At 63.4% G+C, this 11,968-nt stretch carries 12 protein-coding genes; 3 read left to right on the forward strand and 9 right to left on the reverse strand.

Annotation, left to right across the window (positions count from 1 at the left end):
* Positions 1–75 precede the first annotated feature (75 nt).
* Together LB568_RS26835 and LB568_RS26840 are read left to right on the forward strand one after the other, a co-directional pair.
* Positions 76–174, forward strand: a complete 99-nt coding sequence (locus LB568_RS26835) for a putative RiPP precursor (protein ID WP_210160833.1) — start codon at positions 76–78, stop codon at positions 172–174.
* Between the two features lie 50 nt (positions 175–224).
* Positions 225–326 carry a hypothetical protein gene (locus LB568_RS26840; RefSeq protein WP_013894328.1) on the forward strand — a complete coding sequence of 34 codons (102 nt, stop codon included), beginning with the start codon at positions 225–227 and terminating at the stop codon, positions 324–326.
* 1 nt (position 327) lies between these two features.
* On the opposite strand, the gene LB568_RS26845 is transcribed toward LB568_RS26840, so the two are convergent.
* The 7 genes from LB568_RS26845 to LB568_RS26875 all read right to left on the reverse strand — a co-directional run bounded on the left by LB568_RS26845 (position 328) and on the right by LB568_RS26875 (position 8,906).
* Positions 328–1,521, reverse strand: coding sequence for a hypothetical protein (locus LB568_RS26845; RefSeq protein ID WP_013894327.1), 1,194 nt, complete (start codon positions 1,519–1,521; stop codon positions 328–330).
* Positions 1,522–1,661: 140 nt separating this feature from the next.
* On the reverse strand, positions 1,662–2,432 hold the full coding sequence (locus LB568_RS26850) for an exodeoxyribonuclease III (protein WP_013894326.1): 771 nt from the start codon (positions 2,430–2,432) through the stop codon (positions 1,662–1,664).
* 427 nt (positions 2,433–2,859) lie between these two features.
* Entirely contained in the window at positions 2,860–3,543 is a 684-nt protein-coding gene (locus LB568_RS26855; RefSeq protein WP_013894325.1) for an alpha/beta fold hydrolase, read from the reverse strand.
* An 88-nt stretch (positions 3,544–3,631) separates the two neighbouring features.
* Entirely contained in the window at positions 3,632–4,756 is a 1,125-nt protein-coding gene (locus LB568_RS26860; RefSeq protein WP_013894323.1) for a tetratricopeptide repeat protein, read from the reverse strand.
* Positions 4,753–5,658: a Ku protein gene (locus LB568_RS26865; protein WP_013894322.1), complete on the reverse strand. Its 906-nt coding sequence runs from the start codon at positions 5,656–5,658 to the stop codon at positions 4,753–4,755. The genes LB568_RS26860 and LB568_RS26865 overlap by 4 nt, the downstream gene beginning before the upstream one ends.
* Before the next feature lie 418 nt (positions 5,659–6,076).
* The gene (ligD, locus tag LB568_RS26870) at positions 6,077–8,578 is read right to left on the reverse strand and encodes a DNA ligase D (RefSeq protein ID WP_224731702.1); all 2,502 of its coding nucleotides are present in this window, start codon (positions 8,576–8,578) and stop codon (positions 6,077–6,079) included.
* A gap of 103 nt (positions 8,579–8,681) precedes the next feature.
* Positions 8,682–8,906, reverse strand: coding sequence for a hypothetical protein (locus tag LB568_RS26875; protein WP_041164715.1), 225 nt, complete (start codon positions 8,904–8,906; stop codon positions 8,682–8,684).
* Positions 8,907–9,163: 257 nt separating this feature from the next.
* On the opposite strand from LB568_RS26875, the gene LB568_RS26880 reads away from it, so the two are divergent.
* Entirely contained in the window at positions 9,164–9,478 is a 315-nt protein-coding gene (locus LB568_RS26880) for an EthD family reductase (protein WP_013894319.1), read from the forward strand.
* A gap of 6 nt (positions 9,479–9,484) precedes the next feature.
* Here the strand turns inward: LB568_RS26880 and LB568_RS26885 are convergent, their stop codons facing one another.
* Both LB568_RS26885 and LB568_RS26890 read right to left on the reverse strand, forming a co-directional pair.
* Positions 9,485–10,708, reverse strand: coding sequence for a GNAT family N-acetyltransferase (locus tag LB568_RS26885; protein WP_224731704.1), 1,224 nt, complete (start codon positions 10,706–10,708; stop codon positions 9,485–9,487).
* 12 nt (positions 10,709–10,720) lie between these two features.
* Complete coding sequence (locus LB568_RS26890) at positions 10,721–11,965, reverse strand: GNAT family N-acetyltransferase (RefSeq protein ID WP_224731705.1); 1,245 nt, start codon at positions 11,963–11,965, stop codon at positions 10,721–10,723.
* Positions 11,966–11,968: the final 3 nt, after the last annotated feature.

Raw genomic sequence — 11,968 nt, forward strand, 5'->3', positions numbered from 1 at the left:
CTTCAGGCGAGCATGATTGACACCAGTCGGCGATGTGGCACACTTCCAAAGGGAATATTCTGGAGAGTACAAGCCTTGAAGAAGATTTATGAGCGGCCTGCTCTGGTCAAGAAAGGCAATTTGAAGTTGATCACCGCCTCGGTCAACGGCGGCGTGGTGGTTTCCGGGCGGTGACTTCGGAACGCATCTGATTTTTTGTGGCGAAATATTGGGGAGACGGAACCATGAAGAAGACCTACGCACGGCCTGCTCTGGTCAAGAAGGGCAATTTGAAACTGATCACGGCCGGGACCAACGGCACGGCCGTGACCTCGAACCCGCAATAGTTCAGCGCGTCAGCACCAAATCGTCCAGCACCATCTGCCAATGATGTCTCGTTGAAAGACGGACACGGGTTATTTCTCTGAGCATCGGGGCGTAGTGCAGAGGTGAAAGCGCCGATAGCGCCAGCGCATCGCTGGCCACCAGTTGCTCACCCAGCCAACACTCGATCAGCGCCATCTCCCCTTCCGACTTTAGCCATGCAGCGCTCAAAAGCACGGAGTGGAACCCGAACGGCGTCTCGCTCCAGAACTCGGCCGGGTAGCCACTGCTGGTATAAGCCACGTGGTCGCCCGAGACATTGCCGTTGACATAGCCTTCGCTGCCCTTGGTGTGGTCCTGCGCCATGGCGTTCAGGTTGCGCCATTGCAGCCCGGCATGGCCGCATGGGATCTTGCGGAAGCCTCGCCCGGTGACGTCGTCGAAGCCGATCGTGCGCAACGCCGACTTGCCAGGCAGCGTTTGCGGCGACATCAGCCCGAGATCGGTCGGATAGGGCGAAAGCGCAAGCTGCCGGTCGAGGCCGCCGCCGGCGATCACCACCGCGTCGGCCTCGTCGGCAAGCTCGAGCCGGAAGGCCGTGTCCGGCGCCAGCGCCCGCCTCTCCAGCTCTTGCCCGCTCGCCATCACCGACAGTGTCGCGGTGCCGTCCGCCGCCATCCTGCCGGCCAGGCTGCGCGGCGGCGCCAGGCCGACCGGCCTCGGCAGGTCCTGCGACACCAGACCGGTGGGCGAGCCCGGCTCCAGCCAGAAACGCTGCGATTGCGTCACGTTGGCACTGGGCGACCGCCATCCCGGTGGCACCGAAACCGAGAACCCGTAGGCGCCGGGTAAGCGGATCGCGGCATTGGCCGAAGATGTCGACATGGCAAAATTGGCAAAGCCAACATTGTTTGTCCTGGCGGAAGCGACAAAGCCGCCTTGCCCGTCGAACAGCCGCACCATGATACCGGCCATCGGCCGGTCGCCCACACCATATTTGCCGTCGCGGTCGACATCGAAATAGACAAAGGACGAGTAGTTGACGGTGCCGGTGCTGCGCCCCCAATCGCCGCGCACGGCATAATCGTTGGCCGGATCGGCCCGGCGAGCCGTGCGGCGACGGGACCGCGCTCGCCGCAACAGCCAGACGACGCTTGCCGCGACCGCGATGATGGCGGCGGCCGAGAGCATGATTTCGACGAGGCCGAAATCATGCATGGCAGATACGCTTCGGTCGGTGATCGCTGTCGATGTTCATGGACAACCAGTCTGCAGGAATACGCAACCTAGCTTGCGATACCGCCGCTGCACAGATGGGGCCGGCGGTGACCGCGTGGTGATGCCGCAAGGCGCGTGCTTCACTTCACCTCCACCCACACCGGCGCATGATCGCTGGCGCCGTCTTGGCCGCGCACGTCGCGGTCGATGCCGGCCCCTTTCAATCGGCGCGCCAGTGTCTTCGACAAAAGGATGTGATCCAGCCGCAGGCCCGCATCGCGCGGCCAGCGGTTCCGCCGGTAATCCCAGAACGTATAGAGCGTCTCATTCGGGTGTTTCTTGCGCAGCGCGTCGGTCCAGCCTTGCTCGAGAAGTGCGGCAAAGGCAGCCCGGCTCTCCGGCTGCACCAGCGCATTGTCGTCATAGGAGCGGGTGGCGTAGATGTCGCGCGGCTCGGGCACGATGTTGTAGTCGCCGGCCAGCACCACAGGCAGGCCGGTGTCGATGAGTTGTTCGGCATGTGCGTTGAGCCGCTCGTGCCAGGCGAGTTTGTACTGAAATTTCGGCCCCGGCCGCGGATTGCCGTTCGGCGCGTAGAGGCAGGCAATGACGATGCCGTTCACCGCCGCCTCGATGTAGCGGCTCTGCTTGTCCCCATCGTCGCCCGGCAAAGCATCGCGGGTCAGGATGGGCTCAGCGCCCCGCGCCAGGATGGCCACACCGTTCCAGGTCGGCTCGCCCTTCCACACAGCGCCATAGCCGGCATCGGCGAGCGCGGTGCGCGGAAACTGCATGTCGCGCGCCTTCAATTCCTGCAGGCAGACGACATCGGGTCTGGCGGCAGCCAGCCACGCCAGCAGGTTTTCGAGCCGGCTGTTGATGTTGTTGATGTTGAAGGTAGCGATCTTCATTGGGAATTTAAATGATGTCGATGGGAACCCTTCATAAAAAGAATAACATCGGGGAAAATTAGAGCTTCAAAAAGAAGAATTATCGAATATACCGCAGATTCAAATACTCCGTATGACTTGTCGAACATGACAAATATCGATGATACCCCGATAAAATAAACCACAACAGAGAACCGCTTGAACCGAATTATCTGATTTGAGTCAGACATAAACCAAAAATAATTCCTATATTCTTCTGAGTTATTCATTACAATATAAATGTATATAAGTGACAAAATGAATGATGCGTATTCGATAAATAGTAAATGACTTACGTCTAAATAGGACATCGCCGCAAGGAAGACGCAACATAAAATTAACAACGCCATTGCAAAGAAGGCGCTACCTGTTTGCAGCCTGCCTTTCCCATATACTATGTAGAGCAAAATTACCTCTTCTGATCTCTACCTGTACGAAAATCCGCTCGGTTGGCCAATGCGCGCGCCTCCCAATCCCTCACTGTCTCCGCCAGCGTCCTCAAATGATCGGCTGTCGAAAGTCCCGAAACACTCTTGCGCGGCTTCAGATCGTGGTCGCCATCCTCCAGCCAGACGACCTCGATGCTGTCGGAAAGCCCATAGCCCGCCACCTCGTCCGGCGTGCCGAACTCGTCGCGCGTGCCCTGGAAGATCAGCGTCGGTGTCTTCAGCCCGATGAGATGCTTTGTCCGCAACTGCTCGGGCTTGCCAGGCGGATGGAAGGGATAGCCGAGACAAACCAACCCGACGATCTCGCCCTTGGCGAACATCTCGTCGGCGACCATCGAGGCGACCCGCCCGCCCATCGACTTGCCGCCGATGATCAGCGGCCCAGTCACACCCCTGGCGCGAAGATCGGCGATCGCCTTGATGTATTCCGGGTTGACCGTCTCGGCGCGCGGCGGTGGCTTGCGATGACCGTAGCGGCGGGCCGCCATATAGTGGAACTCGAAGCGCGCGACCTGCAAGCCAGCGGTGGCGAGCGCCTTGGCGGTGGCGGTCATCGAAGGAGAATCCATCGACGCGCCGGCGCCATGGGCCAGCAGAATGGTGACGGGGGCGGTGTCGTGGCCGTCGAAGAGGAAGGTGGTCATGGGGTGAGTTCCAGCGCGACGGCGACGCAGCCGATCTCCCCCCTTGCGGGGGGAGATCGGCTGTTATCGCGGCCTTCGCCAATCATGATCATCCCGCCGTCCGCGCCAGCTGCATATCCACGAACTGCACGCCCTTGGCGGCCACCCCAGCCCATTCCGACACCGCATCAAGCTCCAGATAGCGCACCCAGAGCCGGCGTGCCTCCAGCAGATTGCCGGCGTCGAATTCCAGCCGGGCGAGGTTGAACACCGGGTCGGCATAAGTCTTGTCGAGCGCGATCGCCTTCTGCAAATGCCTTCGCGCCGAGGCCTCGCGGCCCTGCTCGCTCATCAGCCCGGCGAGGTTGAACCAGGCTTCGACGAAGGCCGGGTCGAGTTTTATGGCCCGGGCGTAGTCGTGTGCGGCCTCCGCCGCGTGGCCGCCGGCGCGCAGGCAGTTGGCGCGGTTGAAGGCGGCGATGGCGTCGCTCGGGTCGATGGCGAGGCAGCGCTGGTAGAGTATGGCGGCCCCGTCATGGTCGCCGCCCTCCTCCGCCATTTCGGCCTCGGAAAATAGTTCCTCCAGCGTGTCGTCGCCACTGGCGGCAGCGCCGAGATCGAACAGCAACTGCCCGTCGAGTTCGCTCTGGCCGCCTTCGAGATAGATCGCGTCGGGTCGGCCGTGCTGTGAACCGACATTGAGCGACTTGGCGGTCAGCGAAGCGACCGGACCGGATCGGTGCACGGAGCGCGCGATCGCCCCCCAAGTCGCGCCGCCGGCCACCAGCCCGGCATATTTGCGCGCCAGGATCAGGTCGCGGAAGGAATAGGGTTCCGCGTCATGCTCGAAGGCATCGAACAGCGAGAGCAGGTGAAGATCGGCGCCTGACAGCCGCGATTGCTCGATCAGCGATTGCCTGGACAACGAGGACGCCTCCGGTGCCGTCATCAGCCCGAGCAGGCGCAGAAAGCCGTTTTCGCTGATCAACGTTCGCCCAGCCACGCGCTCGGCGGCGACACGGCGCTCGATCTCGGCATCGCCCCCTTTCGTCAATCCGGCCTTGGCAAGAAGTGTACGGCCAAACACGACATGCGTGGTGCGCCGGGTGATGCCGCGCCTGAGCTGGCCGTGCTGGCGCTCGACCTCGCGCGCGGCGAGCCGGAGCGGAAACGCCGCCAGCGCGCCAACGGTGCCGAAGACGGCGCCTGGAACCGAAACGGCGGGTGCCGTCATTTCTTGCTCTTGCCGACCGCCTTCAGCAGATTGGCCTTCAGCGGATTTTCGGCCGCACCGCCCGCTGCCGCTTTCTTGGCGGCCGGCTTGGCGACTTCATCGGCCTTGCTCTTCGACTTGGCCGGCGGCTTCGACTGCGAAAGGCTGGCCTTCAGCGCATCCATCAGGTTGATGACATTGCCACGCTCGGGGGCTGCCGCGATGATCGGCTTGTGCCCTTTGAGCTTCTCGCGGATCATGCCCATCAGGGCGATCTCGTAGCGGTCCTCGTAATTCTTCGGATCGAAGGTGGTTTCCTTCTGCTTGATCAGCGCTTCGGCGAGCTCGAGCATTTCCGGGTCGGGCTTGCCCTCCGGGATATTGCCGAAATATTCAGCCGTACCGCGCACTTCGTTCGGGTTCCTCAAGGTGCACACGAACATGCCGTTCTCGCGCGCGCCGATCGTCACCACCCGCTCGCGGCTGGACAGAACCAGCCGCGCGATGGCGAGCTTGCCGGACTTGCGCATCGCTTCGCGCAGCACCGCGAAGGTTTCCTCCGCCATCGCGCCATCCGGCGCCAGATAATAGGGCGCATCCTGGTAGATGACATCGACCTCGTCCTCGTCGACAAAAGCCTCGATGTTCATCGTGTGGTTGGATTCGATCCTGACCGCGTCGAGGTCGGCGTCATCGATGATGATGTACTGCTTGTCCTCGTACTCGTAACCCTTGACCAGGTCCGAGCGCTCGACGAGCCCGAGTTCCGGATCGACCGGCTTCATGTTGATGCGGTTGTGAGTCTTCTTGTGCAGCTGGTTGAACGAGATGCGTTCGCTGGCACTGGTGGCGGGATATAGCCGCACCGGACAGCTCACCAGACTGAGCTTGAGATAACCCTTCCAACTTGCCCTGGGCGCCATGATACACTCCTACGCGGCCATGCACTGACAAAGAACTACAGCGCTTTCCGTCCGAAGGACGGTTGGCGCCGTGGAAATCCTACACCGACCCCACACGATACCGGCAAATCCCTGACGAAATCTTCCGGGACGTCTTTGAGGTCGTTGGGGAGAGAATAATTCAAATTGTCGGAACCGTCGATGGACTGGGCGAAACCATGCTCTGCTGGAGGGACAGCACCCCCCTCTGCCCTGCCGGGCATCTCCCCCGCAAGGGGGGAGATTGGATGTCGCGAATGCCTTCGCCAATCTCCAACATTGAAAAACTGGCACTACCGGCGACGCTGCCGATCTCCCTCCTTGCGGGGGAGATGGCCGGCAGGCCAGAGGGGGTGTGAAGGATCGCGACGCTTCTGACCTGCGCTCCTAGCTAGCAGCACTACCTTACCGGCTGGAACACCGGCAAATCCCGCGCGAACTCCTCGATCTCCGCCCAGGGATCACCCGACGTCTCCAACAACCCCGGCAGCGAGGAATAATTCAGATCCTGCGGCGCATCGATCGCCTCCAGGTCGCCCCAGCTCACCGGCGTCGAGGCAGGCAGGTTGGTGCGCGCGCGCAGCGAATAGGGGGCCGCCGAGGTGTGGCCGCGCGCGTTGCGGTGGTAGTCGATGAAGATGCGCTTCTTGCGGTTCTCCTTGCCCATGGTGGTGGTGAAGGTGTAGGGCGCCGTCGCCGCCAGATGGGTTGAGATGGCGCTGGTTGCCTGGTGCAGCTTCTTCCAGTTCTGCTTGCGTGTCACCGGAACCGTGATGTGGATGCCGTTGCCGCCCGACGTCTTGGCGAAGGGTACCAATCCCAGCCGCTCCAGTTCGCCCTTGATGTGGACGGCGGCCTCGACCACCTCGCGCCATGAAATCCCCTCGCCCGGGTCGAGGTCGAAGACGATCTGGTCGGGCTTGTCGAGGTTGGCGCGATGCGTGCCCCAGGTGTGGAACTCGACGACGCCGAACTGCGCCAGCGCGAGGTAGCCCTTGGCGCCTTCGACCGAGAGGTAGGATTTGGTCTCGCCCTCGGAATTGGTCGCCTCGAACGTCGCCACCGAAGGCGGCATGCCGGTGAAGGCGTGGCGCTGGAAGAAACAGTCCTTGGGCAGGCCGGTCGGGCAGCGCACCAGCGACACCGGACGGCCGAGAATATGCGGCAGCATGAAGTCGCCGACCAGCGCGTAGTAGACGGCGATATCGAGCTTGGTCGGCCCGGTCTTGCCGAACAGCCGCCGGGTCGGGTTGGTCACCCAAATGGTGGCGAGGTCCGCCTCCGAGATCAGCCTTTTGCGCTTGGCCGAAACCGGCGTCGACAAGCCGACATCCCGCAGGCCCCGGAACACCGCGTGGCGCAGCGCATTGTCTGATGTGCGGTTGGCATAGTGGATGTGGGCCGAGAACAACGGCTTCACCCAGTTCATCTCGCGCATGATCTCGCGCGGCACGCCTTCCGGCGCGGTCGCGCCCAAGGTCAGCGTCTCCAGCCGGGCGAGCAGGTCGGCGGCGGTTTCGGCATCGAAACCGGTACCGACCTTGCCGCGATAATGCAGCTCTCCGTCCTCGAACTCGGCAAGGCCAAGCGCGGCGAGCCCCTCGGCCGCGTCGGATATGGTGAAGCCGGCGATGACGAAATCCCCGGTCTGCAGCGCCTTGGTCTTGGTCCAGCTCTTGGTGCGGCCGCTCTGGTAGGTTGCGGTCGCCCGCTTCGAGACCACGCCTTCCAGTCCGAGCTCCGAAGCCTGGTCGTAAAGCCCCTGCCCCGAACCTTCGACATGGTCGGAGAACTGGATGGCGGAGTTGGCGCCCAGCCCGCCGAGCAGTTCGGCCAGCAGCGCCTTGCGCCGAAGGAGCGGCGCCTTCATCAGGTCCCAGCCATCGAGATGCAGGAGATCGAAGGCATAGAAATGCAGCTTGCTGCCGGCGCCCTCGGCCAGCGCATCCTGTAGCAGCGCGAAGCGGCTGATACCTCGGCCATCGAGCACGACGATCTCGCCGTCGATGATGGCCTCGCGGCAGGGCAGTTTGGCAAAGGCATGCGGAAGATCGCCATAGCGCTTCGTCCAGTCGAGGCCCGCGCGGGTCATCAATCTCACCGCTCCGTCGGTGAGATGCGCCATGGTGCGATAGCCGTCGAACTTGATCTCGTGCAGCCAGAGCTCGTTTGTGTTCTCGGCGAGGCCCTCGCCGCCCGGCGGCTTCGGCACCTGTGTCGCCAGTTGCGGCTCGATGCGGCTCAGCGCCCGCGCCTTGACCGCGCCGGGCAGCGTGGCCGGCTTCAGCGACCCGGGCTTGGGCGCGGATCTGGCCGCCGGTTTCGCGGCCGCCGCCAGTTCCTCGATGCGCAATCCGGATTTCACGCTTTCCGGCCGCGCTTCCAGGATGTCGAGTGCGGTATCGGAGGCAAGGTCGCGCTCCTTGAACAGCAGCCAGTTTTTCTTGTTCTCATCCTCGCCGGGCTTGGGCTTCAGCCTGGTCAGCATCCAGCCGCCATTGAGCTTTTCGCCGGCCAGCCGGAACTTGAAGGCGCCTGTCCCGAGGCTCTTCTCGACATCGTCCATCGGCGCCCAGGTGCCGGTATCCCAGACGATCATCGGCCCGCCGCCATACTCGCCCTCGGGGATGACGCCCTCGAAGTCGATATATTCGAGCGGATGGTCCTCGGTCTCGACGGCCAGCCTTTTGTCGGCGGGGTTGAGCGAGGGCCCGCGCGGCACCGCCCAGCTCTTCAGCACATCGCCGACCTGCAGCCTGAGATCGTAGTGGTCAGCGGTGGCGTGATGCTTGTGGACGACGAAGCGGTTGCCGTGAGCGGTGATCAGCCCGCCCGCCGGCTCCGGCGTCTTGGAGAACTCGCGCTTGGCGCGATAGGTCTTCAGTTTCGGAGACGTGGTCATGGCGTGGAGCGAAGTATGGCAACCAAGTGCCAGCGCCTCGTTCCGTGCTGTCCCGCCGGCATTTCAGATTTCCCAGCGTAGTGCGAAGAAACGGCAGTCACGCTCAATCGTCAGCAGCCGGCGTCAGCTCGAGCTCGGCCGGGGTCAATCCTTGCTGCAGCTGGCTCAGCCGGAACTCATCCACCCAATAGGCCTCGCCGTCGACCAGCACCCGCGCCCGGTAGGCGCCGTCCGAAAAGCTCTGCGCGGTGATGTAGACCTTGTGGCGGTCGAGCGCCTTGCGCACCGCGGCGCGCTTGGCATTCTGGCCGGTGACGGGACTGAACATGACGCTGCCCTCGGTCGCCCTGACACGCAACACGACCGCTCCCGCGGCCCGGCGACTGGCCTCAAGGATGACGGAGACGCACGGTCCTGTCAATTTCGCGCAGCTCAGCAGAGTTTTCCCAGGCTTTTGAAGAGGTTTGGGCCTCGGCCTGAATCAAAACATGAGACCGCTGTCGAAATCCGTTCCCTAGGAACGACAGTGGTGCGGCGGCGATGAACATCGCGGCGCCGATTACGCCAGACAATGGGAGCACCACAATGGCCAAGATGCTTGTCATCTACAAAACCCCCGCCGATCCGGCTGCCTTCGATCGGCATTATTTCGACATCCACGTGCCGCTGGCCAAGCAGCTTCCCGGCTTACAACGCTACGAGATCAGCCGGCGGCCGATCGTGAATGTCCTGCAGGGCGAGGTGCCCTACATCGTGGCGACGCTTTATTTCGACAGCCTGGAGGCCATCCGCTCGGCCTTTGCCAGCGAGACCGGCAAGGCCTGTGCGGTGGACCGGCGCAAATTCGCCGGCGACGATGACCTGGTGACGATGCTGCTTTTCGATACCGAGCCGCTATGAACCGGTTCAGTCCTTCAACCGCCGCAAACGGCGCATCGCGCCCTGCACGGCCTTGAACAGCCCTGGCCGGGAGCGAATGAAAAGCTCGGTCTTCCCGCGCAGCCTGATATAGGCCGTCGAGCCCCTGCCCCGCAGCGTTATCGGTATGCACAGCTCGGCCAGCGCCGAACTCGACGCGCCGATATGCTGCTTGTAGCCTTGGCCGCCAACCGACAGGTCGAAATAGTCGAGCCCTCGCGCACGGCTCCACATCATCAGCTTGCCGATCATGGTCAGGCCCGGCGCAGCGTTGGCGACCGCGTCCTGATCGATCCCGAGCAAAAGGGCGTGCATGGTGCCCTTCCTGATCAGCGCGTACATGACGGCGAGATAGTCTTGACCGGCACGCAGCCCGAAGACCCGCACCGATCCGTCGGCCAGGCCCCGCAGGGCCGCGTCGCGGTAGAAGTCGACGACCGGCGCCTGGGTCAGGAGGTCGAAACGCCCGAGCTCGCGAAACCGTTTCAGCCGCAGTTCGAGGAGCTTGTCGAAGAGTTCCTGCGTCAGCGCCGGCGTGTCGGCCTCGACCAGCGCGAGCCCGCCCATTTGTTCGAAGCGGCGGCAATGCTTGTGGAAATTCTTGGCGAAGGACGATTTGCAGATGCGCTTGACCAGCGTCTCCGGTTCGCCGTGCAGGGCGAGGCCCGAGGTGATCTGGATCGAATTGCGCGCCACCGAGAGCAGCGCCAGCGGATTGGCGGCGCCGTGAATCTGCTGCGGGATGCCCGCGATGTGGATGCGGTCTGCCGGCGGCAGAACCGAGCGGATAGTGGCCCAGGCTGCGTCAGCGCCTTGCGTGGTCCATTGTCTCTTGTCCGCCAGCAGCGGTGCCGAATAATCGCATACGCCGCGGCTCAGCCATTCGATCACAGTGTGGCCGAGTGCCCGGCGCCGCATCAGCGGCAACAGCATGACAGGCGCGCCGGTGGCGGCGTCGTTGACTTCGACGACGAGCAACTCGGCGCCCTTGGGCATCAGCCGTTTGGCGATCCCTTCCACCCAGGCAAGGCTCTGGTGGCCAGTACACAGGCCATGCGCCTCAACGAGCAGCCATAGCAGCCTTACGGTGTCGAAGCTGGTGTGCAGCCGGGCCGTAAAGCGCTGGGTTGCAGCAGCACCGGCGACAGTCGGAGAAGGCGAGCCATCGGGCAAATCCGCTGTCGGAGTCGTTCGCATCGCGTAGCTTGCCACATGCTTCTCCTGTCATTGCGGCTCGCTGGATCCCCCACGCAAACGCCGCAAGCCTCGCATCAGTCCCTGGGCCGCCTTGAGCAGCCTTGGGTTGGAGCGCACGAAGGCCTCGGCCCGGTTGCGGAACTCGATGGCAGCGCCCGCGACACTGCCCCGCATCGTAACCCCCTGGCGAAGCTCGGCCAGCACCGAACCCTTGGCGCCCATATGTCCCTTGTAGCCCTGGTTGCCGACCGACAGATCGAAATAATCGAACCGCCGCTCGCGCGCCCAGCCTATCAGCCTGCCCATGATCAAGAGGCCAGGTGAGACGTTGGGAACCGCATCCTGGTCTATCGCTATCAGCAAAGCGTGAACAGTGCCTTGATGAACGACCAGATATTGAGCGGCGATCAGAGCCTCGCCAACCCGCAATCCGAACAGCCGCACCGATCCGTCAGACAGGCCCTGCAGGGCGGCTTTGCCATAGAAATCGACAACCGGCTCTTGCGTCAGCAGGTCGAAACGGCCCATTTCGCGAAAGCGGTTGAGCCGCATCCGGACCAGACCGTCGAAGATGAGCTCGACCAGGGCGGGTGTGTCGGCCTCGACAAACTCCAGGCCGCCGAGCCGTTCGAGCCGGCGCCAGTCCTTGCCGAATTCCTTGACGAAGGATGGCCTGCACAGACGCTTGAGGACGGTTTCCGGATCACCGTCGATGGCGAGCCCATATGTGGTCTGCATGGAATCGCGCGTGGCCGCGAGCAAGGCCAGTGGATTGGCGACGCCGTCGATCCGCCGCGGAATTCCCGCGATGTGGACGCGGTCCGCCGGCGGCAGCACGGAGCGCACCGCCGCCCACGCGGCCTGCGCGGATTGTGCGGTCCACACGCTCGCGTCCGCCAGCAGCGGCGCCGAATAATCGCAGACGCCGCAGCTCAGCCACTCGATCACCCGATGGCGGAAGGCTGGCCGCAGCATCAGCGGCACCAGCATCAGGGGCGCGCCGGTCACCGCGTTGTTCACTTCGACGATGAGCGCCTCCGCGCCGGCCGGCATCAGCCGCGCCACGATCCCCTCGACCCAGGCAAAATGCTGGTGGGCGGTGCAGACACCATCCGCCTGGAAGCGCAGCCAGAGCGGTCTGACCGCCTCCAGGCTTGTGTGCAATCGCGCCGTGTAGGCGTCGTTCGCAGGGACAGCGGCGGGTTGGGAGACCTGTCCGTCGGGCAGGCCGTCCACCGCAGCAATTTGCACTGCCTCGCCTGTCAAATCCATCTC

The sequence above is a fragment of the Mesorhizobium sp. B263B2A genome, assembly GCF_020165775.1.
Classification (GTDB): Bacteria; Pseudomonadota; Alphaproteobacteria; order Rhizobiales; family Rhizobiaceae; genus Mesorhizobium; species Mesorhizobium opportunistum.

Excerpts from the sequence above, each read along its gene's own strand:
- LB568_RS26840 (WP_013894328.1), top strand. The coding sequence starts at position 225 with ATGAAGAAGACCTACGCACGGCCTGCTCTGGTCAAGAAGGGCAATTTG.
- LB568_RS26845 (WP_013894327.1), bottom strand. The coding sequence starts at position 1,521 with ATGCATGATTTCGGCCTCGTCGAAATCATGCTCTCGGCCGCCGCCATC.
- LB568_RS26850 (WP_013894326.1), bottom strand. The coding sequence starts at position 2,432 with ATGAAGATCGCTACCTTCAACATCAACAACATCAACAGCCGGCTCGAA.
- LB568_RS26855 (WP_013894325.1), bottom strand. The coding sequence starts at position 3,543 with ATGACCACCTTCCTCTTCGACGGCCACGACACCGCCCCCGTCACCATT.
- LB568_RS26860 (WP_013894323.1), bottom strand. The coding sequence starts at position 4,756 with ATGACGGCACCCGCCGTTTCGGTTCCAGGCGCCGTCTTCGGCACCGTT.
- LB568_RS26865 (WP_013894322.1), bottom strand. The coding sequence starts at position 5,658 with ATGGCGCCCAGGGCAAGTTGGAAGGGTTATCTCAAGCTCAGTCTGGTG.
- ligD (WP_224731702.1), bottom strand. The coding sequence starts at position 8,578 with ATGACCACGTCTCCGAAACTGAAGACCTATCGCGCCAAGCGCGAGTTC.
- LB568_RS26875 (WP_041164715.1), bottom strand. The coding sequence starts at position 8,906 with ATGTTCAGTCCCGTCACCGGCCAGAATGCCAAGCGCGCCGCGGTGCGC.
- LB568_RS26880 (WP_013894319.1), top strand. The coding sequence starts at position 9,164 with ATGGCCAAGATGCTTGTCATCTACAAAACCCCCGCCGATCCGGCTGCC.
- LB568_RS26890 (WP_224731705.1), bottom strand. The coding sequence starts at position 11,965 with ATGGATTTGACAGGCGAGGCAGTGCAAATTGCTGCGGTGGACGGCCTG.